Consider the following 25,289-nt stretch of genomic DNA (forward strand, 5'->3'; position numbering starts at 1 on the left):
AATGCTTCTTTTGCGTTTTGTCGGGAGAAGTTTCTGCTCGAAGGGGGACTCGAACCCCCACACCTTGCGGCACTACCACCTCAAAGTAGCGTGTCTACCAATTCCACCATCCGAGCGGGTGTGTATGTAGGACAGGTTAGGAAAAGAGGTTCTTTCGTCAAGGAGATGAATTTTCTCTTGTCACTTGCCATGAGTTTTCAGTAGGTTGTAGGGGCAAGTATGCAAGTCTCTGATTTAACATTTCGTTTCAAATTACTCTTCCTTGGGTTCCTTTCGCCTGTATTCCTTACTTTAGGTCTGTTTTTCTCAAGTCCCTATTGGTTGGGATCAAACGAACCCTACCAAAAATCAGATGTGGCAGTTCTTGAAATTTCAGAAGACCAACCCTCTAAAAAAAATCTAAAAAGCGTTGCTACTCTTTATGCGAAGGCAGATTTCAAAAAACTAATCCTTGTTAGCAGAGAAGACAAATCCCAAAACAAGTTTTTTAGTCCAATGGAAATCGATCAAAAAACAAAAGAAATCCTAATTTCGAATGGAATGCCTAGTTCTCAAATTCAAACGGTTTTTATCAGTGCATCCAAAATGGGTGACACAGACGAGGCATCCAAAAACCTATTAAAAATAGCTGTTTCCGACAACTTAGGTTCCATTTTACTTCTCACACGAGAGTTTGAAAAACGAAGGGTTTTGAATATTTACAAAAAAACCTTAACCAGTTTGCCAGTGAAAGTGACAGCATACGGTTTTCCATCTGAAGTTTCTGCTTCCAATTGGTTTTTATCTGAATCAGGCGTAAAAGAAATTTCCGTTGAATTAGTACGTTATATTTATTCTTATATTAGAGGTATCCTTTAAAATGGATGAAATCAAAGATTCAAACGAACTTATTGAACAACGAATTCAAAAAATTCAAGAATTAAAAACAAAAGGCATTAACCCCTATCCCCTTCGTTTTTTTCCAAATTCTGATTCTAAAACTTTATTATCTAGTTTTGATCCGACCAACACAGAAAAAAAATCTTTCAAATTGGGTGGGAGATTACATGCAAAACGCGTGATGGGAAAAGCAAGTTTTGCCCATTTAAAAGATGCAGAAGGACTCATTCAATTATATGCAACTCGTGATGATTTAGGGGAAGAAAATTATTCTCTATTCAAATCACTTGATCTTGGTGATTGGATTGGAATTGAAGGTTGGTTATTCCAAACACAAAAGGGTGAAACCACTCTCCACTTAACAAACGTTCAACTTCTTGCAAAATGTATCCGACCATTGCCTGTAGTGAAAGAAAAAGACGGTGTCATCTATGATGCTTTTTCTGATGTTGAACAAAGGTATCGAATGCGTTATGTGGATCTTGTTGTCAATGAAAACGTACGCGAAACATTTAAAATGCGTTCAAAAATCATTTCCGAAATTCGAAAGTTTTTAACAAACGAAGGATTTTTAGAGGTGGAAACTCCAATGATGCAACCGATTGCTGGAGGTGCTGCGGCTAGGCCTTTTGTAACCCACCATAACACTCTTGATATGGAACTTTTTCTCCGAATTGCTCCAGAACTTTATTTGAAACGACTCATCGTGGGTGGAATGGACAGGGTATTTGAGCTCAATCGAAATTTCCGAAACGAAGGGATTTCCACAAAACACAACCCTGAGTTTACCATGATGGAAGCTTATATGGCGTTTGGAGATATGGAAACAATGTTATCCTTAACAGAAAGGATGATTGTCTATGTTGCCAATGCCATTGGCAAAGGACTGAAGTTTCCTTATGGAAAAGATCAAATTGACCTCACTCCACCATGGAAACGAATCAAATACATCGACATCATCAAAGAATATTCTGGAATCGATTTTAGCCAAATTACTGATGTCAAAGAAGCAATCGAAAAAGCAAAATCCAAGGGTGTTGACTCATCAGATTCTGTTTCCATTTGGAAAGTGTGCGATGATGTGTTTAGTTCTCTTGTCGAACCACATCTCATCCAACCTATTTTTATCACTGATTTTCCAAAAGAACTCTCTCCACTTGCAAAATCAAGGGAAGACGATCCAAAATATGTAGAACGTTTTGAACCGTATGTGGCTGGACGTGAAATTGGGAACGCCTTTACTGAGTTAAACGATCCGTTTGACCAAAGAGAACGTTTTGAAGAACAAGTGAAACAGAGAGAAGCTGGAGATGACGAAGCCTTTATGATGGATGATGATTACATCCGCGCATTAGAATATGGTCTCCCTCCCACAGGTGGACTTGGAATTGGGATTGATCGTTTGGTGATGTTACTGACAGACTCACATTCCATTCGAGATACAATTCTTTTCCCATTGATGCGACCTGAATAAAATTCAAAACAAAGTTTCAGACTATAAAAAAACCTCTCCTAGTCAAATGATTTCGGAGAGGTTTTTTCATTAGAAAATGAACTCATTTCCTAATCTTTATCATTAAACGAATCACGATTCCGTAGATTCCAATCATGATGATTCTCCACGGTCGTCAGTAGGTTTTATCGTTTGTTAATATTCAGTTTAGGTTCTGATTCAATCACACGGATGAGTTTTGATAAATTCATTTGGAACTTGGCCGTTTGGTCCGAATTCAATTGGTAATTGATCGTTTCCTTTCGATTCGTATAACTAATTGTGATGTTTTGATTTTCCCCAATTTTTGGGACAATTTCTTGTGTGAGTGCTGAAGTCACAATGATCGTATCTGAATAATCAGTATTTGTCTTTTTGAGATTGTACCAAGTTTCCCCTAACTTTAAAGAAACTCCAATTGGAATATCAACATCAAACGTTCCAATTTCGTACAATAGAAAGTAAGTTACAGCTCCAGTTCCATTGTCCCTTTCTGCTTTGAAATACACACAAGGACGTTTTCCAGAGAATACCCAAAGGTATTTTTGCAAACAGATGTCTTTGGAAATCGCCGTTTGTTGTTCTAACGTTGGCTCTGGGGTCACAACAAAAGCCTTGCTCCCTGAACAGGAGAAAAGGACAAGAAAAAAGAGGGAAATGGAGGAAATTCGGGTCAATGAGAAGATTCTTTCCATGATAAGCCCAACCTTTTTCGAGATGCAAGGTTTGGCAAAGGAAAAAATCCTGTTCCTATGGTATCTTATCCCAAAGGAAAAATAAAAGTCCTACTCCTGGAAAACATCCACAAGGATGCTTATGAACTTTTCCACCGAGATGGTTTTGACGTGACTCTTGTCAAAGATGCGATGGAAGAAGCGGAACTCATCGAAAAAATCGCAGATGTTCATGTCCTCGGTATCCGCAGTAAAACGAATGTCTCTAAAAAAGCTTTAGGTAATGCAAAAAAATTAATGACGATTGGTTGTTTTTGTATCGGAACAAACCAGGTGGAATTGGAAGAAGCCGAAAAAAAAGCGGTCCCAGTTTTTAACGCTCCTTACAGTAATACAAGATCCGTCGCAGAACTAGTCATTGCTGAAATTATCATGCTTGCAAGAAAAGCCTCAGACCAATCTAGAGATGTTCACCTCGGCAAATGGAATAAAATAGCAAAAGGTTGTTTTGAAGTCCGTGGAAAAACTCTTGGTATCATTGGGTACGGCCATATTGGAACCCAAGTTTCAGTCCTTGCGGAATCGATGGGAATGCGAGTTGTTTTTTATGATATCATTTCCAAACTTCCACTAGGTAATGCAACAGCGGCTGCAAGTTACGAGGACCTTTTAAAACAATCTGATTTTATCTCTTTCCATGTTCCGGAAACAGATGAAACAAAAAACCTTTTCCGAAAGGAACATCTAAACCTCCTAAAAAATGGTGCATATGTATTGAATTTGTCTCGTGGTAAGGTACTTGAAATTGATGCTCTTGTAGAAGGAATCAAATCAGGTAAAATTGCCGGTGCTGGTGTGGATGTATTTCCTGAAGAACCCAAATCGAATGATGATCCATTTGTAAGTGCGCTACAAGGACTTCCGAATGTGATCCTCACTCCACATATTGGAGGTTCTACAGAAGAAGCTCAAAAAAACATTGGAACCGAAGTTGCTGAAAAATTATTAAAATTTATCAATAACGGTTCAACAACATTTTCTGTGAATTTTCCAAACATTGAACTAGGAAGTTTAAAATCAGGATACCACCGCATTTTGAATATCCACCAAAACCAACCAGGTTTTTTAAGGGATATTAACTCCATTATCTCAGATATGGGTGGGAATATCCTAACACAAAACTTGAGTACGTCAGCAAACATTGGTTATTTGAGTATGGAAATTGATAAAAATTTGGGTGATGAGTTAAAAGATAAAATCAAAGCCCACAAACATTCGATTCGTACTCGAATACTCTACTAACTATATAGGAAGGATTAAATCAATATGATTGAAGTCCTTCCCATTTTCACAAACTCACCTCTTCGTAATTACACCTATCTTATCTATTCTAATAGAACAGGAGAGGTCTATTGTGTTGATCCTTATAATGCTCCACTCATTTTGTCTCAAATTAAAAAACTCGGATTAAAACTAAAAGGGATATTGAATACCCATGAACATGGAGACCATACAGAAGGAAATTTAGAATTAAAAGAAGAAACCAACTGTGTTGTATTTGGTCATACCAATGCAAAGGGTAAAATCCCTGGCCTGGATGAGACTCTAAACGAAGGAGATATTTGTTTTGAAACAGAAGGCGAATCCATTGAAGTTTGGGACACACCTGGGCATACCTTTTCACATTTGAGTTTTGTTCATAAGAATCCAAACACAATCCTTGGAATATTTTCTGGTGACACTTTGTTTAATCTAGGGGTTGGAAATTGTTTTCGAGGAGGAGATGCCCCTACTTTATACCACACAATTGAAACCAAATACAAAACACTTCCAGATTCTTGTCTCCTTTACCCAGGTCATGATTATTGGCAAAACAATTTTGCCTTTTCCCATCACGTAGACCCAAACCACGAGGAAAGGGATAACTTCCAAAAAGAAATTCCCCCACATTTTATTTCAACGATTGGACTCGAAAAAAAATTAAGTCCATTTTTTCGAAGGGATTCAATGTCTATTAGAGACCGTCTAACGGCTTTAGGTGAAGAAGTGACTGATGATCGATCTTTGTTTTTAATTCTACGAAAACTTAGAGACCATTGGTAAATTTTTCATTTTACAATTTCGAATATTATACATACGATTTTATTTATGACAATTCTTATCATTTGCCTTTTGGTTTCCATTAGCCAGATTTATCTAGCAAAAGCCTTTGTTGCCGTCGCAATGGCCCGAGAAGAGAGAGGGTATGATAACCACCACCCAAGATCACAGCAGTCAAATCTTACAGGTTGGGGTGCACGTGCCTACGCTGCCCACCAAAATGGATTTGAAGCATTTTCCATGTTTGGAATTGCAATCCTACTCAATTTACTCTTAGAAGTAGATTTATACTTCGTTGAAATCTTAGCACTAAGTTTTATATCCCTCCGATTTTTGTACATTTATCTTTATATAGCAGATTTTTCCTATGCACGTTCCACGATTTGGGTAATCGCATTTTTATGTAATGTGAGTATGTATATTTTACCGTTAGTTTATTAACATACAGTTTGCGAAATAATTTTTATATAATCCTAATCCTTTTTTCTATATGTCTCGCATATGCTGTACTTTCCGAAAAAAAAGAATCTATAGCAACGGAGAAACACGCCATTACCGATTTTCAAAAAGCCAAACGAGTGTTAAAACGATTTTATGCCAAAATCGGTAAGGACTTCTATTGTGGGTGTAATTTTGAAAAAGATGAAGAAGAGTTAGGTCGATTCAAAATTAACCATGATTCCTGCGGGCTCAAAGCAAGAAAAGATACCAAACGCCAAACATGGATTGAGTGGGAACATATAGTGCCAGCGCATAGTTTTGGAAAAGATAGAGAATGTTGGACAAAAAAAGATTGTGAGCTGAATGGAAAACCTGTTCGCGGACGGAAATGTTGCCAAACCATAGATCCAGAATTCAACAAAATTGAAGCGGATTTACACAATATCTTTCCTGTTCCCGGAGAGATCAATGCCGACCGCGGCATTTTTTCTTTTGGGGAAATTGAAGGCGAAGAAAGAAATTATGGACTTTGTGATTTTGAAGTGAACTTTAAAGAACAAACAGCTGAACCTGAACCAAAGATTCGCGGAGACATTGCTCGTACGTATTTCTATATGGAGTGGAAATATGGAATCGTTATTCCAGAGGGAAGGCGTAAACTCTATGAAACCTGGGACAAACTCGACCCACCCGATACGTTTGAAATTCGTAAAAATGAAATCATAGAAAAAATCCAGTCTATTAAAAATCCTTTTATTGATTGAACCGAAGATTACATTCCAATTCTAGAAAATTGCGGAAAACCATGACTCGGCGCGATGGTGTTCGGTTCATGGGATGTACAAGCCAAACACTTCCAAAATTCTCCAAAGGAAAATCTTTTAGAATGGGAATGAGTCTCCCCGATTGGATATGATCTTCAATGTCCCAAAATGAACGGATGAGAACCCCTTTTCCCTTTAAACCCATTTGTACTAAACTTGCCGCATCATTCGATAAAAAGTTTCGATTCTTGGTAATATCCGATAGGCGAATCTCTGTTCCCGAAAAACGAACCTCTTTATGGAAATCTAAATACAATAGGTTATGATTTTCTAAATCCTTTGGAGAATCTAACTTTAACATGTGGTTAGTCTTACAATAATCGGGACTCACAACAGCTACAATACGATTTTGGAAAAGATAGGTTCCCTCAAGGTTATAGGGAACTTCCATTCCCACACGAATTCCTATATCGATCGATTCTTCCATAAGGTCCAAAAGACTATCAGTGACAATGAGCTGGATTTTGATTTTGGGGTTTTGTTCTTGAAAGCGTTCGATCATATCAGTAACAAAGTTATTAGACATAGAACTCACACAAGTAACGCGAAGTGTTCCCTCTAACACATCTTTGTTGGCGAAGGAATTTTCCAAATCCTTAACACTGTCTAAAACAGACGCCACCTTTTGTAAAATCAACTCCGCATCCCTAGTAGGAACCACCTTTCTCGTATTGCGGTAGAAAAGCTGAGTCTTCCAAATCTTTTCCAGCCCCAAAATCCTTTTGGCAACAGCAGCTTTGGTCACACCCATTTTGGCCGCAGCCAGGGTAAAACTACGTTCTTGTGCAACGAATACAAAGGTTTTTAGGTCCTCTAAATCACGGATCGCCGAAATCATCAAATCCACTGTAAACTATTAGTATCCAATAAGTCAACTCAGTTTCATTATGTATATTTTTTGTTTACAAATCTTGGTATCATTTCAGACCGGCTCCTATGAAAACAATAGAAACCAACGGAATTGCTGTAGCAAGTTTCGTATTAAGAATCGCCTTTGGCACCAACCTACTTGGTCAAGGCATCGTCCGCATGGGCAAACATTATGGGGTCTTTCGAGAATGGATCCAAACTCTTTTTTCTCAGACACCGATCCCAAGCTTTGTCGTAAACACCATAGGTTACCACATTCCACCTTTAGCGTTAGTTTTAGATGTCCTTAATCTTAACGGAAGGAATACTAAGTCTAGTTTGATACCCTATCGATTGATTCCATTTTAAAGTGAGAAAATTATGAAAACCATAGCAGCTATTTTTGATTCCAAACTAAAGAAAACAATCTTACAAACATTAGATGCCGAATCCTTACCACTCGGAGACTATGATGTTCGAGTGAATGTCAAAGCGGTCTCGGTTAATCCAGTCGATTATAAAGTTAAAAAATCCATCCATTCAGAAAACCCAGGTCCAAGAGTTCTAGGATGGGATGCGAGTGGTGTTGTCACAGAGATTGGTAATAAAGTATCTACCCTTAAAATAGGAGAAGAAGTATTCTATGCGGGAGATATCAAACGCCCTGGTAGCAACGCAGAATTCCAAGTAGTAGATGAGTTGATCGTCGGGAAAAAACCAAAAAATCTAAGTTTCAAAGAAGCGGCCTCTCTTCCCTTAACAACGATTACAGCCTATGAAGCCATCTTTGAAAAACTTAAAATAAATCCAAAACAAAAGACAAAGATTCTAATCGTAGCTGGCGCGGGAGGTGTGGGAAGTATTGCCATTCAAATCTTAAAACAAATGACAAATGCCATTGTGTTTGCCACAGCTTCCAGAGAGGAGTCAATCACCTGGGTGAAAAAATTAGGGGTCGACTATGCCATCCATCCCCAAAAAGACTTTTTGGAACAAGTCCAAGATTTGGGATTCGATGGTGTCAATGAAGTTTTACTTTTCAGTGAACCTAAAGAACATTTTGAAAATATTAGTAAAGTCCTTCTACCTTTTGGAAACATTTGTTCCATTGTGGAAACAGACTCCCCACTCAATATGAACTTACTAAAATCGAAAAGTAATGGATATCTTAATGAGTTTATGTTTACAAAGTCAATGTTCCATACGGTAGATCGTATCAAACAAAAACAATTGTTAGAAGAAGTGGGAGGTTTGGTTGCAGAAGGGAAAATTATCCCCACAAATCATATCGATTTAGGAGAAATGACAGAGGAAACTCTAACAAAGGCACACGAACTACTAGAATCAGGAAAAACAATCGGTAAAATTGTACTCGGAGGTTTTACAAAATGAATACAGGTCTTAAAAATAAAAAAGTTTTAGTCACAGGATCTACCAAAGGAATTGGTTTCCAAACTGCACTTAAGTTTGCAGAAGAAGGAGCGGAAGTCGTCATTCATGGCAGAAAGGATGATGCGGTTCATAACGCAATTCAAGAAATCAAATCCAAACTTCCGGAATCAAAGTTAGGTGGTTCCTCAGCTGATCTTGCAACCGAAGAAGGAATCCAAAAACTAATCAAAGAAATTCCTTATGTGGATGTACTTATCAATAACGCCGGGTATTTTGAACCAAAACCTTTTTTTGAAATCACACGAGAGGATTGGAAAAAGATGTACGAAACCAATGTACTCAGTGGTGCTGAACTCACACAACATTATCTCAAGGGAATGTTAGAAAGGGATTCTGGTAGGATTATATTTGTCTCTAGTGAATCTGCTCTGAACATTCCAGCGGAGATGGTGCATTATGGGATGAGTAAAACAGCACAACTTTCAATTTCTCGAGGAAGCGCCGAAATTGCCAAGGGATCACGAGTGACAGTGAATTCCGTCCTTCCCGGTCCCACACTTTCGGAAGGGGTGGAAGAGTTCATCGAAAGTTTGGCGAAGGCCCAAGGAAAATCCAACGAAGAGATGGCAAAAGATTTCATAAGGGAAAACCGCCCGAGTTCACTTGTCCAGAGGTTTGCCAAACCAGAAGAAATCGCCAATGTGATTGTCTTTTTGGCCAGCGAACTGGCCTCGATGATCCATGGTGCGTCGGTTCGTGCCGACGGAGGGGTTTATAAATCCATTTAAAGGTGAGAATGGGGTTCGTAGTTTTTTCTAAATTTGACAAAAGAGATTTTGCTTCATTTACAGAAAACTACGGAATTGGATTCTGGAATTGCTATGAAAGAATATGACATCATTGTCATTGGTGCCGGTGCTGGGACAAAACTCGTCACCCCACCATCGCAAATCGGCAAACGAGTGGCTGTCTTTGAAAAAGAAACTCCTGGTGGGACGTGCCTCAACCGAGGTTGTATCCCTTCAAAAATGGTCATCTATCCATCGGAACTTTTACGTCTGAAACAGGAATCGGAACGCTTTGGAATTCAGTACCCAAACCAACCTAACTTTGATGTAGATGGCATTTTTAAACGTGTGAACCAAACCGTAAAAGCGGACTCAGATTCTATTCCCATCGCCTATGTCAAAAATCCAAATATAAATTATTACCCGAAGAAAGTTTGGTTCAAAGGCCCAAAAATCATCACTGATGGCAACGAAGATTACACCGCCAAACATATATTTATCGTCACAGGAACAAGGCCAAATCTACCTGAGATTCCAGGTTTAAAAGATACTCCTTTTTGGACTTCCAGGGAAGCTTTGTCTCCTGATCGTTTCCCGAAGTCTCTTATTATCATTGGAGCTGGATTTATTTCACTTGAACTTGGTGCCGCCTATCAGGCGTACGGTGCAAAAGTCTCCGGTCTCACACGAGGTGAAGTTTTAAAACATGCTGATGGTGAAATCAAAGAAGAATTAAACAAAAACCTTCCCTTTCCTATCCATACAAATTTTCAATTTTCGAACATCCAGTTTCAAAACGGTATGTTCCAAGTGACAGGCAAAAACAAAGAAGGCAAAAATATTAACTTCGAAGCAGAGAAATTATTAATCGCAACTGGGATCAAACCCAATACTGAAGATTTAAAATTAGAACATACAAATGTCCAATGCAATCGTGATGGATATATCATTGTGGATGAATCTTTACAAACTGGTGAACCTGGAGTTTACGCCTTTGGTGATGTGATCGGAAGGTATTTTTTCCGTCACAGTGCTAATTTTGAAGGTGAATACTTATTTGATAACCTATATAGTGGAAAAGAGAAATCACCCATCAAATACCCTCCAATGCCTGAAGCAATTTTCACTCATCCACAAATTGCAAGTGTTGGAAAAACAGAAGAAGAGTTAATCGAAGACAATATTCCTTATTATAAAGGAGTGAATCCATATCGGTCCAGTGCCACAGGTATGGCTCGTTTATCCGAATCTGGATTTGTAAAAGTATTGGTTTCCAAAAAAACAGAACAGGTGATCGGTGCACATATCATTGGTGAAGAAGCTGCCAATCTTATCCATCAAATCGTTATGGGGATGTATTTAAATGCAAAACTCGACGATTATTTGGGAATGATTTATATTCACCCGGCAATTTCTGAAATCACAAGGAATGCCTTTCGGAAGGTTCGCGAACAAAAACTGAAAGAGAGAAACTAATGAAAAAATTTTTATTCAATCGTTACGATAAAGAAACTTTGAAGAAAAAAGTGTTAGCAGATACGCGAGAACGTAGAGTCATATCATTCTATCGTTATGTAAAAATATCCGATCCAATCGAATTTCGAAATCGATTGTATGATTCATTAGAAGATTTAGGTGTCTTAGGAAGGATCTATTTAGCAAATGAAGGCATCAATTCACAGTTTTCTATACCGATAGAAAATTATGATGCTCTTCGTTCCTTTGTCGATTCACTCCCTGAACTTAAAAATATCTACTTCAATGACGCAGTTGAGGATAAAAAAGAAAGTTTTATCAAACTTGCCATCAAAGTGCGAAAAAAGATTGTCGCTGATGGACTTGATGATTCTAAATTTGATCCTTCAAACGTTGGCACACATTTGTCCCCTCTTGAATTCCACAAAGCATTAGATGAAGAAGGAGTAATCGTCGTTGACTTACGTAATAATTACGAATCGGAAGTTGGACATTTTGAAAATGCAATTTTGCCAGATGTAGGTACGTTCCGAGAAGAACTTCCACTTGTTGAACAAATCCTAGAAAACGACAAAGATAAAAAAATTCTCCTCTATTGTACCGGTGGAATTCGTTGTGAAAAAGCAAGTGCTTACCTAAAATACAAAGGATTTGAAAAAGTCCACCAATTACAAGGTGGGATTATTAATTATGCAAAGGCTGTGACAGACCATGGGCTTACTTCCAAGTTCAAAGGAAAAAACTTTGTATTTGATGACCGTTTGGGAGAAAGAATCACTGATGATATCTTAACTGTTTGTTATACCTGTGGAAGTCCTTCCGATAGACATACCAATTGTGCAAATCTTGGCTGTCATGTACTCATCGTCCAATGTGAGTCATGTTCAAACAAACTTTTGGGATGTTGTTCAGAGGAATGTAAAAAAATTGTTACTCTTCCTGAAGAAGTTCAAAAATCACTTAGACAAGAACAAAGAAAACAACATAAATACCCAACACACCACCTAACAAGGAAACTAGTAGGAAAATAAATGAATCCTTATGCAATCGAACTAGATAGTTTAGAAAAAACATATAAAAATGGAGTCAAAGCACTTCGTTCCATTAATTTGAAAGTGGAATCTGGAGATTTTTTCGCGCTGCTTGGCCCAAACGGAGCTGGTAAATCAACAACGATTGGAATATTGAGTTCTCTTGTGAATAAAACAGGAGGGAAGGTTAAAATTTTTGGAGTGGATATCGATACAAATTTAAATCTCGCAAAAACGTTTCTTGGCATTGTCCCTCAAGAATTCAATTTTGGAATTTTTGAAGCTGTAGAACAAATCTTGATTAACCAAGCTGGGTTTTATGGTATGCCACTAAAAGAGGCGAAAGAAAGGGTAAAATACTATTTAGACAAATTGTCTTTATATGACAAACGAAAGTCCGCAGCAGGAACTCTAAGTGGAGGTATGAAACGTAGACTCATGATAGCAAGAGCACTCATTCATGATCCAAAACTTCTAATTCTAGATGAACCAACTGCTGGAGTAGACATAGAAATTAGAAGATCCATGTGGGATTTTTTAAAGGAACTTAACCAAGCTGGCAAAACAATCATACTCACGACTCATTACTTAGAAGAAGCAGAATCACTTTGTAAAAATATCGCTATCATCGACCAAGGTGAAATCGTAGAAAACACTTCGATGAAAAAACTTTTACAACGTTTGGATAAAGAGACTTTTATTATAGATTTAAAAAAATCATTCAAAACCAAACCAACTTCAAAGAAATTCAATTGGACTTGGTTAGATGACCATAGTTTAGAAGTTCAACTTAGTAAAAATACATCGGTGAATGAACTTTTTTCTGAACTAACAAAGAACAAGTTGGAAGTATTAAGTTTAAGGAATAAATCAAATAGGCTTGAGGAATTGTTTTTATCACTTACAGGGAAACACTAATTATGTGGAAAGAAAACTTAACAGCACTTAAAACAATTGTTCGAAGGGAATGGATTCGTATCATTCGCATTTGGGTACAAACCTTAATCCCACCTGTCATCACAATGGCATTGTATTTCCTTATCTTTGGAGAACTTGTTGGTCGCCAAATTGGTAAAATTGGAGATTTCACCTATATCGAATTTATCGTACCAGGTCTCATTATGATGAGTGTCATCACAAATTCGTATAATAATGTAGTTTCTTCTTTTTTTTCTAGCAAATTTCAAAAAAATATAGAAGAACTTTTAGTTTCACCTACCTCTCCTTATACAATTGTTTTAGGCTATACATTTGGAGGAGTCGTAAGAGGTTTATTTGTTGGAATTCTTGTAACTCTTACTTCTTTATTTTTTACGAACCTGAGATTCCAACATCCCTTTATCATCATCATCACAGTTATATTAACATCGATTCTATTTTCGTTAGGTGGTTTTTTTAATGCATTATTTGCTAAAAAATTTGATGACGTAACAATCATTCCAACTTTTATTCTAACCCCCTTAACTTACCTAGGAGGGGTGTTTTATTCAGTGAAAAATCTACCGGAAGTATGGCAAACCATCTCTTATCTAAATCCAATTCTATACATGGTAAATTTGTTCCGTTATGGATTCATCGGTATCACTGACGTAAATTTAATCTTTTCACTTGGATTCATCCTTGTTCTGTCCATTTTACTTTTTTTACTCAATGTTAGATTAATGAGAGTTGGTTATGGAATCAGAAACTAAACAAAGCCGTAAAAGCAGAATGGAACAAGTTTTGACAGAATCTTTCCAACCGAAAGAATTAGAAGTCCTCGATGTGACATTAGAACACGCTGGCCACCCAGGAATGACAAAAGATTCAAAGGAAACACATTTTCGAATCAAAATGGTTAGCGAGACATTCAAAGGGAAATCAATTGTGGAACAACACCGAGAGGTTTATGGGATCCTTGCCGGGGAATTTAAAAAAGGACTCCATGCATTAGAAATGGATCTTTCCTACCCAAATCAATCGTCTAAATAATATGACAAAACCGACATTAATTAGTTTTAAACTCTGCCCTTATGTACAACGCTCCGTAATCAACCTTTTGGAGAAAAAAGTCGATTACGAAATCAAATATATTGATTTGGCAAACAAACCTGATTGGTTTTTGAAAATTTCTCCATTCGGAAGGGTGCCTGTACTTGTTGTCGGTGAAGAAGTTTTGTTTGAATCGGCTGTCATCAATGAATACCTAGACGAAACAAACCTACCTTCTCTTCATCCAAAAGATCCATTGGCAAAAGCAAAACATAGAGCATGGGCAGAATTTGCCAGTGCTTTGTTAGTTGACCAATACGGTTGGACGATGGCAAAAGAAGAAGTTGATGTAACCAAAAAAAAGCAAGAGATCCTTTCCAAATTCAAAATTCTCGAATCGATTCTCCCTGAACCAAAAAATGATAAGTTGTTTTTTGATGGGAATACGATGCATCTAGTTGATACAGCCTATGCTCCTTTTTTTATGAGAATGGAATTCCTAAAGTCGAAAGGGTCGCAATTTGATTTGGTGAGTGGATTTCCAAAGCTAAAAATCTGGAGCGAAACATTACTTTCTTTACCTTCAGTAAAGAATTCTGTTTTACCAGAAGTGCCTAAAGAATACATTGAATTTATCAAAGCCCACAATTCATGGATGGGAGGAAAATTATAGGATGACCATACCAGAAATCCAAAAAAAAATCGAAGAAGGTTTGCCTGGTTCTAAAGTGGAGATCTTAGATCCTTACCGTGACGGTGTGCACATCAAAGCTGTTGTGACGTATAATGGATTTGTTGGCAAAGGTTTGATCGAACAACACCGAATGGTTTATGCAACTTTAAAAGAAGAATTAAAAGAAGAAATCCATGCATTGGCATTGGAAACTAGGAGTGAATGATCATGGAACAAGAATTAAAAGTCAAAATTGAATCGTTAATCAAATCTGAAAAAGTTTTCCTTTTTATGAAAGGTACACCGGAGATGCCACAATGTGGATTTTCAGCTGGAGTTGTCTCTACTCTCAAACAACAAGGAATCAGTTTTGGTTCTTTCAATGTTCTTTCTGATATGAAGATCCGTGAAGGAATCAAAGAATATACCAACTGGCCAACCATTCCGCAACTTTATATCAATGGAGAATTCGTTGGTGGCCATGACATCACAGTGCAAATGGCTCAATCGGGCGAACTTAAGAAAAAAGTAGGATAAATCATGATTCGTCTCTACCAATATGATTCTTGTCCGTATTGTTACCGAGTTAGGCAATCAATACAGGCGCTTGGCCTCAAAGAAGGTAAGGATTATGAATTGGTAGAGGCAAGGAATGGAACAAAAGGAAGGGAAGAAGTGATCCGACTTGGTGGGATCTCACAAGTCCCTTTCCTTGTCGATGGTGAAATCAAAATGTATGAGTCATTGGATATCATTGATTATATCCAAAACAAATTTTCAAAAACCTAATAAATTCAAAATCGTATCTCCCACTGCCCTTGGTTTGCCTGAATAGGGAAACTCATGAATGTACAAAACTGGATTAAAATTAATTTCGAGAATTGCATAAAACTCGGGATTTGGCGTTTCTGTAATCGCACTTGAGATAATATCTATCCCACAAATCACTGCCCCTGCTGCCTTTGCTGCTTGGATAGCAATAGTTTTAAAATCCGGATGAACCATATCAGTCACATCGATTGAATCACCACCAGTCGAAATATTAGAATTTTTACGAAGAAAAACTTGTTCGCCTTTCTTAGGAATGGAATCAAAATCTAACCCTTGGTCTGATAAAACCATTCTTTCAACTTCCGACATTTGTATTTTTTCAAGTGATGTGATATGGCCTTCACCTCTCCTTGGGTCTTTGTTTTTCTCTAAAACCAACTCTTTTATAGAATGAACACCATTTCCAATTACATTGGCTGGCACTCTGTTACAAACTGCTACTACTTCGTCACCTAATACTAAAAAACGATATTCAGGACCCTCGATAAACTCTTCGATGATGATAGAACTTGAAAATGAAAAAGACTCTTTGACAAAATGGGAAAATTTTTCTAAAGGATCAGATGGATTAGAAATTCCGATTCCAATACCAAAATTGGTTGTAACAGGTTTGATCACTTTTTTTCGATTCTGAAAAAAGGTATAATCGGCAATTGCATCTTCGATTTTTGCGTAATCTCTTCCAACTGGGACTCGTATCCCATGTTCTTTCAAAACGAGTTTTGAGGCAATTTTGTTTTCCATGACAAGGTATGTCATAAGACTATCGAGTCTTGTTTTACTTGCCTCCTTTACAAATTCTGTATGATTCCCCTTTTTTAATCTCAGGAAATTTTCTTTTCGATCGATGACTTCAACTTCAATCCCACGAGAAATCGCATCACGTATGATAATCTGGGTTGAAATTTCTAAATCTTCCCATCCAGGTAACAGAGGTTTGGGTTGCGACATTTCAAACCTCACTACAAAGTTTTAGAGGATTAATTTGAATGGGTTTTTGATTTTTTTTAAGATGGCTTCCTTCCAAAGTTTCCATCTTCTTTTGTTCATAAAAAGATTGTTCGCTCAAATCCTCATAATATTTAATTCGATTTGTAGATAAATTCACTTTCAAAAGTTCTTCCTTATGAGAGCGAGCAAGTGCCAAACCAAATTCTCGAAAACTAGCTTTGTTAATTGTTAAATCTAATTCAGACATTGTTGCACCAAGTAGAGATGGATCATCCCATTTTTCCCATTGGGCTTCTAAAGCACGACTAAACGGTCCGTTAGCATCATTTTCATCCAACAAATCCGCGATTGGCTGTAATTCCACAAATAGTTGATACACCATATCTCGTAGGTAAATTTCCTTCCCAAATAAATAAACCTTTGTATCCGGTTTTCTTCCAAACCAAGTTGTACTTTCTTGGTTTTTCCTCCATTGTTGCATCTCCAGCAAATCAGATTTAGGTGATTCATTCAACATACAATATAAAAGTACCATATGGAGAAAATATAGTCTAGTTTCTTCCACTCCTATTGCCGAAAACGGATCCAAATCAAGAAGTCTGATTTCCAAATATTCTACACCTCGATCCATTAAAGCATCGACTACCCTTTCATCTCCTTTCGGAACTTGTTTTGGTCTTACGAGTGAATAGTATTCATTTTCTAATTGTAAAATATAATCATTCAATTGATTGGTAGGTTTAGTGTTGAATTGTTTATAAGGAGAGTATGTTTTCGAAACCACATGACACATATCAGAAGCGTATTCCTGCAAGGAATTGACTGAAATTGGAAATTTACCTTGCACCTTACTCGTATAACCAACGTTTGATAATCTCAATGTGGTCGAATACGGTGCATTCAAGGTTTTAGAATCTAATTTTTGAAAGTTTTTGTTTTTGAATTTTGTATCAAAAAAAGTAACATCCGTTACGCTAGAAGAGCCAAATAGATACAATAATGTGGGAGATATTCGATAAAAATTACGGATCGTATCAAAATAAATTTGAGATTTAGTTTCTTTGGAAAGTGGTTTTTGAAATCTTTTTTCTGAAACAACCGATAACATACAAGAATCAAATGATATATTGTAATGTACACCGGAGATGGTTTGCATTTTTTTTCCATACCGATGGCCTAAACCATTTCGGTAGATTGTTTTTTTTCTCCCTTCTTTGGATGTGCCATATTGACCTACTTCAATTTTGTTTTCCGAGGGTAAAGCTGGAGGCATACTAAATGGCCACAAAAATTCTTTTTCTAAAATTTTTGCAGTAAAGGCATGAAGCTCTGTCAGTTCCGTCAATGCATCAGGAATCGTTTTATGGATATTTGTTGCGTACTCAATTTGTGCCTCAGCAAAATCAGTTTTGATCAAAGGGTGAGTCAAACTGGACCCTAATGCTTTGGGGTGAGGTTCTTGTGATAAAAAAACTTTTTCACTAATCCGAACACTTTCTCTTTCTAAACCGTGTTTGGCGCTCAGAAGACAGTCCTTATATTCTTTGGCAAATAAAACAACTGTCGAATTTTTTGATTTCGATTTTAACAATTTTCCTTTCATCAATTAAAAACCTAAGGGCACACCTTCCCCTTTCGGGTCGGACACTCCGATGAGTTTCTCTCCTTCCTTTGACACAACAAAAACTTTTGCTCTGTGCCTACTATATTGGACTTGGTAAAATGGTAGATCTGTTTCAGGAAAATATCCTTTTAGTTCCGGATCTAAAAATAATATATCAGGCATGTATTGATGGTGAACCCTTGGGAACGAAACACTTTCATATAAGTTTCGTTTTTGAAATAAATAATGGTACAATGTGTTAAAAATTGTCGTTGGAATTTGGGACCCACCAGGAGCACCAATGACTAATTTAGTTTGTCCGTTATTTTCTAACAAGATGGTGGGACTCATACTCGAAAGAGGTGTTTTTCCGGGTGCAATTTCATTTGCTTTGGAACCCACAAGTCCATACAAATTGGGAATTCCAGGTGCAATCGAAAAATCATCCATTGTATTATTTAAAACAAGCCCTGTCCCTTCCACCATTTGTACAGAACCAAAAATCCCATTGATTGATTGGGTTGATGAAACAGCATTGCCTTCTTTATCCATCACTGAGATATGTGTGGTGTTATAGGAATCTTTTGGCAAGGAAGGTTTTTCTCTCTCTTTCCAATTGCCGGAGACTACTTTTTTTTCTATTTCGTGCATTTCATCTTGGATGTATGTTTGTGAGTTCAATTTGCCAACTGGAACCTCAGTAAACACTGGATCACCTCCAAGTAGAGCTCTATCTCGATAAGCCACTCGCATAGCTTCCGTTATTTGAATGTATTCACCAACCAAACCTTTGGGAAAGGATTTCGATTTACCCATCTCTTCCACCAATTTCATTAGTGTGATCAAATGAACACCAGAACTTGGAGGAGGCATTGTCAATATTTGATACCCCCAAACGGAATTAACAAGTGGCTCCGTTTGTTTTACTTGGTAGGATTTCCAATCATCTTCATTGATAAATCCATCAAAATCATTGTAATATTTGGAAACAAGTTTGGTTGTTTCACCATCAATCCATTCCCTTTCCTCATTCTCTAAAATTCGTTTTAAGGTAAAAAACAAATCATCTTGGACTAGGAGTTCCCCTTCTCGAATTGGCCTGTTGTCTATCCCAAATACCTTTTGCATGGGGGGATTCATATTCGGCCAAACTTTTGTGATCGCACTTGCCAAATCAGCATATACTGCAAAACCATTTTTCGCATAACGCATCGCTGGTGCTATAATATCAGAAAGAGGTAATTTACCATGGTTCTTTTGGATTTTAATCAACCCTTGTACATTCCCAGGTACTCCAACACTATAAGGGCCTTTCACAATTTTTTCGGAATCGGGAGATCCATCTTGTTTTAAATAAAAGAGGGCCGTTCCTTTTTTAGGTGATCGTTCCCTAAAATCATAAGCCCACTTTCCTTTTTTGGGTAGGTAAACAATCGCGAATCCACCTCCAAATAATCCAGTGGATTGAGGCCTTAAGACAGAAATCGCAAAACTTGCGGCAGTAAAAACATCTACTACATTCCCACCTTGTTTCCATACTTCCACACCTGCTTGGGAAGCAAGAGGATGGTCTGTGGCAATCATAAACTCCCGACCTACAAGTTCGTAACGATCCCGTTTTTCCTTTGCACCTTGGATTTGTGGGATGGAAGTGTCACTTAGTTGTGATTCTTTTTTTGTTTCTAAAACGGATTGAATGGTTTCACATGTTCCCACCCATCCAAGGATCAGTAGGTTCAAAATTAAGAAGGTGACCCTTCTTTTCGTAAACCTCAATCGAAAATACCCATTTGCATTTTTGCTTCTTCACTTGCCATCTGCCTTGGTTCCCACTTAGGATTCCACACTACATGCACTATGACTTCTGAAATGCCATCCACACGTAACGCGTGGTTTTCAATGTCTTGTTTCATTTGAGGACCAGCCGGACATGCAAGTGAAGTATAAGTCATTGTGACTTCAGCTTTTTCCCCTTCCACTTTTACATCGTAAATCAAACCAAGTTCGACAAGTGAGATTCCAATTTCTGGATCTTCAACCGAACGGATGCTATGAAATACTTCCCATTCCTTTTCTGTTTCAGGTTCTCGGATCATTTTTTCACCTCGATGATTTTTTGTAAGGTTTGCCAAGGCAAAAGAGCACAACGATGACGACTTGGATGAGCCTTCACTATATTTAAAAAGGATATCTCTTCTAAATTTCCAAACAAGGAAGTTTCACTTCCCTCTAAGAATTTTTTTCGTTCCGATGAATAGGAAGCAAACAAATCGATTACAAATTTAGTTTGATTTTTAAATAAGAATCCAAGCGATGCGGAACAAATAGAACATGATTCACCAGCAACAGAAACAATCTGAATTGTTTTGCCTTCGCCGATTTTGTAGTATAATTTTACTTCATCCCCGCAGAGTGGGTTGAGTCCCACAACTTCAAACACAGGTTCATTTGGTTTTTCCCAATTCGCCAAGGATTTCCATTTTAGAAAATCCTCAAACGATTTATTTTCTAACGACACGACCAAATATAGACTTCACTTTTTCAATCGCTTGGATAAGCACATCTATGTCTTCTTTTGTATTGTAAAAGTAAAAGGATGCACGACAGGTTCCTGGAATTTGAAATTGTTTCATCAAAGGTTGGCAACAGTGATGACCAACACGAATTGATACACCTTCTTCATCTAAGATTGATCCAACATCATGAGGGTGGATACCATCCATGGTAAAAGAAATCACACCACCTCGTTTGTCTAAATTATCGGTGCCGAAAATTCTTAGCCCACCTATCCTTTGAAATCGTTCCAAAGCATATTCTGTTAACATTCTTTCATGTTCTTTGATTTGTTTCATACCTACTTTTTGTAGGTAATCTAAAGCATGTGAGAATCCAATGACACCAGCAATATTGGGAGTTCCGGCTTCCAATTTTGCAGGTAATGCTGCATAGGTTGAACTTTGAAGTTCTACAGACTCAATCATATCTCCACCACCTAACCAAGGTGGCATTGCTTCTAGAATTTCTTCTTTTCCAAATAGAACCCCAACACCAGTTGGGCCAAGCATCTTATGGGCTGAAAAAGCGTAGAAGTCCACATCCATATCCACCAAATGGATAGGCATATGGCAGGCAGCCTGTGCACCGTCAACAAGCACTTTAGCTCCCACTTGCCTTGCTCGGTCAATGATCTTCGAAAGGTCATGTATCGTGCCTGTTACGTTAGACATTTGGCTAATCGCAACAATTTTTGTGCGTTTCGTTATGATTTCGTTTAACTTAGATAAGTCGTAAGTAGTGTCTTCAAGGATTGGAATAAACTTTAAAAATGCTTTTTTTTCCTGAGCCAACATTTGCCATGGGACCAAATTGGAATGGTGTTCCTGAACCGAAAGTACAATCTCATCACCTTCCGATACATTCACCCTACCATAGGTTTGTGCAACTAAATTGATTGCATCCGTTGTTCCACGAGTAAAGATAATTGCTTTTGCACATTGGGCTTGGAAAAAATGAGATGTTTTAATCCGAGTCCGTTCAAACAATTCTGTTGCATGTTGGGAAAGATAATACACACCCCTATGGATATTTGCATTTTCTTTCGCATAATAATCATTTGTTGCCTGAATTACACTTAAAGGTTTTTGTGAGGTAGCTCCATTGTCTAAATAAACAAGTGGTTTCCCATTTGGAAGGGTTTGCGACAGAATGGGAAAATCCAATCTCAGTTGATAGGGATCTAAACTCATACAGACTCCAAATCCACTTCCAAATCTTCACCGTTAACCTTGGTAGGAAAAATCGTCAAAGGTTCGGTCGCTGGAAGAGCGAGAACACTTCCATTTCGAATGTCAAATTTTGCGAAATGACGAGGACACGTGATCACACAACCTTCTAATTTTCCACAGGAAATTTCTTCGCCATCATGGGTACATGAATCTTCGAAAGCATAATAATTGTTTTCCCATTTTGTAACAACAACAGAAAAATGACGTGTTTTAATAACAGAAAGTTTCCCTTCTTCAATTTCATGTACAGATATTAACTTCTTAAATGCCATCATTTCCCTCCCACAAGGATCGTATGGACCTTTGATTCTAACCCAACTTTTATATCCTCTGAAAATCCGATGGAATGAATAGTTTCTCCGTAAAAGGCAGTGACTAGGAGAGATTTTGACTCTTCAGGACTCAATCCCCTAGACAATAAATAAAAGTATTGTTCTTCATCAATATCCCCAACCGTCGCGCCATGTGTGCAAGATACATCTTCCGCAAGGACTTCCAATTTTGGATTCGCTTCTGCTCTTGCTTTTTTGTTGAGTGAAAGATTAAATGATTCTTGGTGTGCAACCACCTTTTTCAAATTAGGTGGTATTATCAAATTCCCAGTGAATATATGATGAGATTTGTCAGTTACAATAGTTTTATAACTAATTTTACTATTGGTATGGTCTGCATGGTGTATCATCTCCATATCCAAATCTTTTAAATTTCTCTTTGAAAGCGCAGAGACTCCATCCACAATCACTTCTGACCCTTTTCCCATTAAATGAGAGTGTAGGAAAAATTTTGAGCGGAATCCGCCAAACGGATAATGATGAAGTTTTAAAGATGCATTTTCTTTTGTAAAAATCAGAACACTTCTAAATTGAATGAGGTCCTCATCTGTATTTTCTTCATCCAAAATTTCAACATGAGAATCCTTTTCAGAAACAAATATATCTAAGATTGTTTGCAAATGAAGGGAATCAGATTCATGTTTTGATTCAGTATTAAGTTTGATTTGTGATGTTTTCCCACTCGGAATATAAAAAATCCGAACTAAAGAACGTACTGCATCTCCCACCAATTTCCGATCCACTTCCGTTAGACCATCTTCACAAATCAAAAACTCGATCTCCTTCGAATTGAGAAGTGAAACATAATTAAAAAAATCTTTTGCTAGGTGGTTTTTTACTAAGGTAAGGATTTCATCTATTTTTTGACTTGGTAAGAGATCTGGACTAGAGTTTTTTTGATTTGAATCCAGAATAGAATTTTTTTGAAATGGATCAAAACCCAATTCTTTCCAATCAATGGAACTAATTGGAAACTTACGGTATGTCTCGTCCTTCTCTGTCGGTAGAGTCATATCATTCCAACTACCAAGAAACGAGGAACAAAATTCTTTTCGTTTCTCTTGGTTTAAAACAAATTGATTTTTGATGAGTAAGGAATTCATTTAACCCCTTCTCTCTCCAAAATCCAGTCGTATCCTACTTCTTCTAATTTCAAAGATAAGTCTTTACCACCTGTCTCTAAGATCCTACCATCAGCAAACACATGTACAAAATCAGGAACAATGTAGTTTAACATACGTTGGTAATGTGTGATGAGTAAAATGGATCTTTCTGGATTTCGATTGGAATTGATCCCTTCTGAAACAATCCGAAGAGCATCGATGTCAAGACCCGAATCCGTTTCATCCAAAATCGACAAAACTGGTTTTAACAAACTCATCTGTAAAATTTCCGCGCGTTTTTTCTCACCACCAGAAAACCCATCATTCACATAACGACCAATAAATGATTGAGGTACCTCTAAAAGGTCCATAGCTGTTTTTAATTCTTGTTTGAATTCTTTTACCGGAATGTCTTTTCCCCGGTGCGCTTTTAAGATGGACTTTAGAAAATTACCAATGGTAACCCCAGGGAGTGCTGTAGGGTATTGGAAGGATAAAAAAATGCCAAGCCTTGCCCTTTCATCAGTCGAGAGTTTTAAAATAGATTCTCCCCGAAAAAGGATGTCTCCCGATGTAATCGTGTATTTGGGATGGCCTAGAATGACATTGGATAAGGTACTTTTTCCAGATCCATTTGGCCCCATGATGGCATGGACTTCCCCAGCTCCGATTGATAAGTTTACCCCTCGGAGGATTTGTTTGTCTCCGACACTGGCATGGAGAGCTTGAATTTCGAGAATTGCGGACAAGGTGGTATCCTGTTTTTTTATTTAGAATGATTCTATAATATAGACGAATCCCTTCTACCAGGAAAATCGACCACTCAAAAAAAACAAGATTCTATTCCGACCAACTCACTTGTGCCACAAGGATCTTACCTGCCATGAGAGAAAAAGTAAAGATCACATATTGGTTTTGATTGTTAATATCATACAGTGGATAGGTCACACCCCATTTTTTGCGAAACCGTTCCGATTCCTCTTTGTGTTTTAAAAAATAAGGTTTCCAAGCGTAGTTATTACCAATTTGCCTCGAACGCTCCAAATAACCACCATTCATCCGATCCAAATCGTAAGTGGGAGTAATTTGGTACCCTTCCGCATCACATACAAATACCTTTAAGATTTCCCTTGGGAGGGAACCGAGGATTTGTCCAAATCGAAAAGGAAAGTCCTCTTCTTTGGAATCCGAAAGTTCATAAAACAAATCTTGCAATTGGTCGATGATCTTTTGTTCCCGGATCCCTTTTTCTCTAAGTTCCCTCGACCTGACACTCGAGAAGTTCTCAAGGACGGACTTCATCTTATCAGAAAATGTATTTCGATTTAAAAAATGTGGGTTCGGAGTCGAAAAATAATACCCTTGGAGAAGATTGGCTCCCATGGAAAGCGCAAGATTCACTTCTTCTTCGTTTTCAATTCCTTCAAACAGAAGTTGGCTCCCAAGTTTTTGGCTCATTTCGGATATGGCACCCAGGACTTGTTTGAAAGAGTTTTTGTTTAAACTCTCACGCATGATTTTGATATCCACTTTCATGATATCTGGATGGAGATAACCAATACGTTCTAAGTTGGAAAAACCAGTCCCTAAATCATCAATGGCAATTTTTAAGCCATAATCACGAAAGATCTGAACGATTTGGATGAGCCGGTCAATGGATCCATCAAATTCATCTTCTGTGATCTCAATCACAACCTGGTTGCGGTCGATCCCGTATTTTTCGATGAGTTGGATGATATGGAAATTTTCAGCAAAAAGATCAGTATTGTGCACACGCGAAAGGAAGTTCGGCATCATATTAAAAAACAATTTGGTCCGAAGGTTACTTTCCTTGAGAGTTTGTACGGCCTTTTCCCGTAAAATCCGATCAATATTATAAACGGGAACTGGGTCGTGTTCGCGATTGTGGAATAAACCACCTAAGGAATGGTAGGTATTCTCCTCAGGATTGAACTGACGTCCCAATACTTCGTAGGCCGAAATAGAGCGATTGATGGCGTTGACGATGGGTTGGAAATGAGGGACAAAATATGTCTCGTTCCAAAACTGGTTTCCTTCCGTTGATTCCGTTGTGAACATGGTTCCCTTTCTTCC

Annotated in this window: 30 protein-coding genes and 1 tRNA gene; 18 read left to right on the forward strand and 13 right to left on the reverse strand. The window is 37.7% G+C overall.

Annotated elements, in window-relative coordinates:
* Nucleotides 1-34: 34 nt before the first annotated feature.
* A tRNA-Leu gene (locus EHQ43_RS13690) sits at nt 35-116 on the reverse strand.
* A 103-nt stretch (nt 117-219) separates the two neighbouring features.
* Between EHQ43_RS13690 and EHQ43_RS13695 the strand changes: the two genes are divergently transcribed.
* Together EHQ43_RS13695 and lysS are read left to right on the forward strand one after the other, a co-directional pair.
* Nucleotides 220-858: a hypothetical protein gene (locus tag EHQ43_RS13695; RefSeq protein WP_135742162.1), complete on the forward strand. Its 639-nt coding sequence runs from the start codon at nt 220-222 to the stop codon at nt 856-858.
* Nucleotides 859-868: 10 nt separating this feature from the next.
* On the forward strand, nt 869-2,353 hold the full coding sequence (gene lysS, locus EHQ43_RS13700) for a lysine--tRNA ligase (protein WP_208731070.1): 1,485 nt from the start codon (nt 869-871) through the stop codon (nt 2,351-2,353).
* Nucleotides 2,354-2,517: 164 nt separating this feature from the next.
* On the opposite strand, the gene EHQ43_RS13705 is transcribed toward lysS, so the two are convergent.
* On the reverse strand, nt 2,518-3,066 hold the full coding sequence (locus EHQ43_RS13705; protein WP_135742164.1) for a hypothetical protein: 549 nt from the start codon (nt 3,064-3,066) through the stop codon (nt 2,518-2,520).
* 57 nt (nt 3,067-3,123) lie between these two features.
* On the opposite strand from EHQ43_RS13705, the gene serA reads away from it, so the two are divergent.
* From serA to EHQ43_RS13725, 4 genes are read left to right on the forward strand one after another with little or no spacing between them, the layout of a single operon-like run.
* Entirely contained in the window at nt 3,124-4,347 is a 1,224-nt protein-coding gene (serA, locus tag EHQ43_RS13710; RefSeq protein WP_135771490.1) for a phosphoglycerate dehydrogenase, read from the forward strand.
* Nucleotides 4,348-4,371: 24 nt separating this feature from the next.
* Complete coding sequence (locus tag EHQ43_RS13715; protein ID WP_135771491.1) at nt 4,372-5,148, forward strand: MBL fold metallo-hydrolase; 777 nt, start codon at nt 4,372-4,374, stop codon at nt 5,146-5,148.
* Between the two features lie 45 nt (nt 5,149-5,193).
* Nucleotides 5,194-5,586 (forward strand): MAPEG family protein, encoded by a 393-nt coding sequence (locus EHQ43_RS13720; RefSeq protein ID WP_135771492.1) that lies wholly within the window; start codon nt 5,194-5,196, stop codon nt 5,584-5,586.
* Between the two features lie 8 nt (nt 5,587-5,594).
* The gene (locus EHQ43_RS13725) at nt 5,595-6,350 is read left to right on the forward strand and encodes an endonuclease (RefSeq protein ID WP_135742168.1); all 756 of its coding nucleotides are present in this window, start codon (nt 5,595-5,597) and stop codon (nt 6,348-6,350) included.
* Here EHQ43_RS13725 and EHQ43_RS13730 read toward each other — a convergent pair.
* Nucleotides 6,340-7,248, reverse strand: coding sequence for a LysR family transcriptional regulator (locus tag EHQ43_RS13730; protein WP_135771493.1), 909 nt, complete (start codon nt 7,246-7,248; stop codon nt 6,340-6,342). The genes EHQ43_RS13725 and EHQ43_RS13730 overlap by 11 nt on opposite strands.
* A gap of 98 nt (nt 7,249-7,346) precedes the next feature.
* On the opposite strand from EHQ43_RS13730, the gene EHQ43_RS13735 reads away from it, so the two are divergent.
* From EHQ43_RS13735 to EHQ43_RS13790, 12 genes are all read left to right on the forward strand, one after another.
* A complete protein-coding gene (locus EHQ43_RS13735) occupies nt 7,347-7,628 on the forward strand; it encodes a hypothetical protein (RefSeq protein ID WP_208731049.1) in 282 nt (93 codons plus the stop codon).
* A gap of 12 nt (nt 7,629-7,640) precedes the next feature.
* Complete coding sequence (locus tag EHQ43_RS13740) at nt 7,641-8,651, forward strand: zinc-binding alcohol dehydrogenase family protein (protein WP_135771494.1); 1,011 nt, start codon at nt 7,641-7,643, stop codon at nt 8,649-8,651.
* The gene (locus EHQ43_RS13745; protein WP_135771495.1) at nt 8,648-9,439 is read left to right on the forward strand and encodes an SDR family NAD(P)-dependent oxidoreductase; all 792 of its coding nucleotides are present in this window, start codon (nt 8,648-8,650) and stop codon (nt 9,437-9,439) included. Before EHQ43_RS13740 ends, EHQ43_RS13745 begins: the two co-directional genes overlap by 4 nt.
* Before the next feature lie 93 nt (nt 9,440-9,532).
* Nucleotides 9,533-10,915, forward strand: a complete 1,383-nt coding sequence (locus tag EHQ43_RS13750; protein WP_135771496.1) for a dihydrolipoyl dehydrogenase — start codon at nt 9,533-9,535, stop codon at nt 10,913-10,915.
* Entirely contained in the window at nt 10,915-11,946 is a 1,032-nt protein-coding gene (gene trhO, locus EHQ43_RS13755) for an oxygen-dependent tRNA uridine(34) hydroxylase TrhO (protein ID WP_135771497.1), read from the forward strand. Before EHQ43_RS13750 ends, trhO begins: the two co-directional genes overlap by 1 nt.
* Nucleotides 11,947-12,864, forward strand: a complete 918-nt coding sequence (locus EHQ43_RS13760; protein ID WP_135771498.1) for an ABC transporter ATP-binding protein — start codon at nt 11,947-11,949, stop codon at nt 12,862-12,864.
* A gap of 2 nt (nt 12,865-12,866) precedes the next feature.
* Nucleotides 12,867-13,637, forward strand: a complete 771-nt coding sequence (locus tag EHQ43_RS13765) for an ABC transporter permease (RefSeq protein ID WP_135742176.1) — start codon at nt 12,867-12,869, stop codon at nt 13,635-13,637.
* Entirely contained in the window at nt 13,621-13,917 is a 297-nt protein-coding gene (locus tag EHQ43_RS13770) for a BolA family protein (RefSeq protein ID WP_244242813.1), read from the forward strand. Before EHQ43_RS13765 ends, EHQ43_RS13770 begins: the two co-directional genes overlap by 17 nt.
* Before the next feature lies 1 nt (nt 13,918).
* Nucleotides 13,919-14,590: a glutathione S-transferase family protein gene (locus EHQ43_RS13775; RefSeq protein WP_135754236.1), complete on the forward strand. Its 672-nt coding sequence runs from the start codon at nt 13,919-13,921 to the stop codon at nt 14,588-14,590.
* Between the two features lies 1 nt (nt 14,591).
* Complete coding sequence (locus EHQ43_RS13780) at nt 14,592-14,816, forward strand: BolA/IbaG family iron-sulfur metabolism protein (protein ID WP_135754237.1); 225 nt, start codon at nt 14,592-14,594, stop codon at nt 14,814-14,816.
* A 2-nt stretch (nt 14,817-14,818) separates the two neighbouring features.
* Nucleotides 14,819-15,127 (forward strand): Grx4 family monothiol glutaredoxin, encoded by a 309-nt coding sequence (grxD, locus tag EHQ43_RS13785; protein WP_135771499.1) that lies wholly within the window; start codon nt 14,819-14,821, stop codon nt 15,125-15,127.
* Between the two features lie 3 nt (nt 15,128-15,130).
* Nucleotides 15,131-15,379, forward strand: coding sequence for a glutathione S-transferase N-terminal domain-containing protein (locus tag EHQ43_RS13790; protein WP_135742180.1), 249 nt, complete (start codon nt 15,131-15,133; stop codon nt 15,377-15,379).
* On the opposite strand, the gene gshAB is transcribed toward EHQ43_RS13790, so the two are convergent.
* The 10 genes from gshAB to EHQ43_RS13840 all read right to left on the reverse strand — a co-directional run bounded on the left by gshAB (nt 15,368) and on the right by EHQ43_RS13840 (nt 25,274).
* Nucleotides 15,368-16,372, reverse strand: coding sequence for a bifunctional glutamate--cysteine ligase GshA/glutathione synthetase GshB (gene gshAB / locus EHQ43_RS13795; RefSeq protein WP_135771500.1), 1,005 nt, complete (start codon nt 16,370-16,372; stop codon nt 15,368-15,370). The genes EHQ43_RS13790 and gshAB overlap by 12 nt on opposite strands.
* 1 nt (nt 16,373) lies before the next feature.
* Nucleotides 16,374-17,975 carry a glutamate--cysteine ligase gene (gshA, locus tag EHQ43_RS13800; protein ID WP_135771501.1) on the reverse strand — a complete coding sequence of 534 codons (1,602 nt, stop codon included), beginning with the start codon at nt 17,973-17,975 and terminating at the stop codon, nt 16,374-16,376.
* Nucleotides 17,976-17,978: 3 nt separating this feature from the next.
* Complete coding sequence (ggt, locus tag EHQ43_RS13805; RefSeq protein WP_135742496.1) at nt 17,979-19,718, reverse strand: gamma-glutamyltransferase; 1,740 nt, start codon at nt 19,716-19,718, stop codon at nt 17,979-17,981.
* 29 nt (nt 19,719-19,747) lie between these two features.
* Nucleotides 19,748-20,071 carry a metal-sulfur cluster assembly factor gene (locus tag EHQ43_RS13810; RefSeq protein WP_135742183.1) on the reverse strand — a complete coding sequence of 108 codons (324 nt, stop codon included), beginning with the start codon at nt 20,069-20,071 and terminating at the stop codon, nt 19,748-19,750.
* Entirely contained in the window at nt 20,068-20,445 is a 378-nt protein-coding gene (locus EHQ43_RS13815) for an iron-sulfur cluster assembly scaffold protein (protein WP_244242816.1), read from the reverse strand. Before EHQ43_RS13815 ends, EHQ43_RS13810 begins: the two co-directional genes overlap by 4 nt.
* 31 nt (nt 20,446-20,476) lie before the next feature.
* On the reverse strand, nt 20,477-21,721 hold the full coding sequence (locus EHQ43_RS13820; RefSeq protein ID WP_135742185.1) for a cysteine desulfurase: 1,245 nt from the start codon (nt 21,719-21,721) through the stop codon (nt 20,477-20,479).
* Nucleotides 21,718-22,032, reverse strand: coding sequence for a Rieske (2Fe-2S) protein (locus EHQ43_RS13825; protein ID WP_135754422.1), 315 nt, complete (start codon nt 22,030-22,032; stop codon nt 21,718-21,720). The genes EHQ43_RS13820 and EHQ43_RS13825 overlap by 4 nt, the downstream gene beginning before the upstream one ends.
* A complete protein-coding gene (locus tag EHQ43_RS13830) occupies nt 22,032-23,195 on the reverse strand; it encodes a SufD family Fe-S cluster assembly protein (RefSeq protein WP_135742186.1) in 1,164 nt (387 codons plus the stop codon). The genes EHQ43_RS13825 and EHQ43_RS13830 overlap by 1 nt, the downstream gene beginning before the upstream one ends.
* Nucleotides 23,192-23,944 (reverse strand): Fe-S cluster assembly ATPase SufC, encoded by a 753-nt coding sequence (sufC, locus tag EHQ43_RS13835; protein WP_135742187.1) that lies wholly within the window; start codon nt 23,942-23,944, stop codon nt 23,192-23,194. The genes EHQ43_RS13830 and sufC overlap by 4 nt, the downstream gene beginning before the upstream one ends.
* Nucleotides 23,945-24,035: 91 nt before the next feature.
* Nucleotides 24,036-25,274, reverse strand: coding sequence for an EAL domain-containing protein (locus EHQ43_RS13840; protein ID WP_135742188.1), 1,239 nt, complete (start codon nt 25,272-25,274; stop codon nt 24,036-24,038).
* Nucleotides 25,275-25,289: the final 15 nt, after the last annotated feature.

This window comes from Leptospira bouyouniensis (genome assembly GCF_004769525.1).
In the GTDB taxonomy this organism is placed as follows: Bacteria; Spirochaetota; Leptospiria; order Leptospirales; family Leptospiraceae; genus Leptospira_A; species Leptospira_A bouyouniensis.

Excerpts from the sequence above, each read along its gene's own strand:
- EHQ43_RS13695 (WP_135742162.1), top strand. The coding sequence starts at position 220 with ATGCAAGTCTCTGATTTAACATTTCGTTTCAAATTACTCTTCCTTGGG.
- EHQ43_RS13705 (WP_135742164.1), bottom strand. The coding sequence starts at position 3,066 with ATGGAAAGAATCTTCTCATTGACCCGAATTTCCTCCATTTCCCTCTTT.
- serA (WP_135771490.1), top strand. The coding sequence starts at position 3,124 with ATGGTATCTTATCCCAAAGGAAAAATAAAAGTCCTACTCCTGGAAAAC.
- EHQ43_RS13715 (WP_135771491.1), top strand. The coding sequence starts at position 4,372 with ATGATTGAAGTCCTTCCCATTTTCACAAACTCACCTCTTCGTAATTAC.
- EHQ43_RS13720 (WP_135771492.1), top strand. The coding sequence starts at position 5,194 with ATGACAATTCTTATCATTTGCCTTTTGGTTTCCATTAGCCAGATTTAT.
- EHQ43_RS13730 (WP_135771493.1), bottom strand. The coding sequence starts at position 7,248 with ATGATTTCGGCGATCCGTGATTTAGAGGACCTAAAAACCTTTGTATTC.
- EHQ43_RS13735 (WP_208731049.1), top strand. The coding sequence starts at position 7,347 with ATGAAAACAATAGAAACCAACGGAATTGCTGTAGCAAGTTTCGTATTA.
- EHQ43_RS13740 (WP_135771494.1), top strand. The coding sequence starts at position 7,641 with ATGAAAACCATAGCAGCTATTTTTGATTCCAAACTAAAGAAAACAATC.
- EHQ43_RS13745 (WP_135771495.1), top strand. The coding sequence starts at position 8,648 with ATGAATACAGGTCTTAAAAATAAAAAAGTTTTAGTCACAGGATCTACC.
- EHQ43_RS13750 (WP_135771496.1), top strand. The coding sequence starts at position 9,533 with ATGAAAGAATATGACATCATTGTCATTGGTGCCGGTGCTGGGACAAAA.
- trhO (WP_135771497.1), top strand. The coding sequence starts at position 10,915 with ATGAAAAAATTTTTATTCAATCGTTACGATAAAGAAACTTTGAAGAAA.
- EHQ43_RS13760 (WP_135771498.1), top strand. The coding sequence starts at position 11,947 with ATGAATCCTTATGCAATCGAACTAGATAGTTTAGAAAAAACATATAAA.
- EHQ43_RS13765 (WP_135742176.1), top strand. The coding sequence starts at position 12,867 with ATGTGGAAAGAAAACTTAACAGCACTTAAAACAATTGTTCGAAGGGAA.
- EHQ43_RS13770 (WP_244242813.1), top strand. The coding sequence starts at position 13,621 with ATGGAATCAGAAACTAAACAAAGCCGTAAAAGCAGAATGGAACAAGTT.
- EHQ43_RS13775 (WP_135754236.1), top strand. The coding sequence starts at position 13,919 with ATGACAAAACCGACATTAATTAGTTTTAAACTCTGCCCTTATGTACAA.
- EHQ43_RS13780 (WP_135754237.1), top strand. The coding sequence starts at position 14,592 with ATGACCATACCAGAAATCCAAAAAAAAATCGAAGAAGGTTTGCCTGGT.
- grxD (WP_135771499.1), top strand. The coding sequence starts at position 14,819 with ATGGAACAAGAATTAAAAGTCAAAATTGAATCGTTAATCAAATCTGAA.
- EHQ43_RS13790 (WP_135742180.1), top strand. The coding sequence starts at position 15,131 with ATGATTCGTCTCTACCAATATGATTCTTGTCCGTATTGTTACCGAGTT.
- gshAB (WP_135771500.1), bottom strand. The coding sequence starts at position 16,372 with ATGTCGCAACCCAAACCTCTGTTACCTGGATGGGAAGATTTAGAAATT.
- gshA (WP_135771501.1), bottom strand. The coding sequence starts at position 17,975 with ATGAAAGGAAAATTGTTAAAATCGAAATCAAAAAATTCGACAGTTGTT.
- EHQ43_RS13810 (WP_135742183.1), bottom strand. The coding sequence starts at position 20,071 with ATGATCCGAGAACCTGAAACAGAAAAGGAATGGGAAGTATTTCATAGC.
- EHQ43_RS13820 (WP_135742185.1), bottom strand. The coding sequence starts at position 21,721 with ATGAGTTTAGATCCCTATCAACTGAGATTGGATTTTCCCATTCTGTCG.
- EHQ43_RS13825 (WP_135754422.1), bottom strand. The coding sequence starts at position 22,032 with ATGGCATTTAAGAAGTTAATATCTGTACATGAAATTGAAGAAGGGAAA.
- EHQ43_RS13830 (WP_135742186.1), bottom strand. The coding sequence starts at position 23,195 with ATGAATTCCTTACTCATCAAAAATCAATTTGTTTTAAACCAAGAGAAA.
- EHQ43_RS13840 (WP_135742188.1), bottom strand. The coding sequence starts at position 25,274 with ATGTTCACAACGGAATCAACGGAAGGAAACCAGTTTTGGAACGAGACA.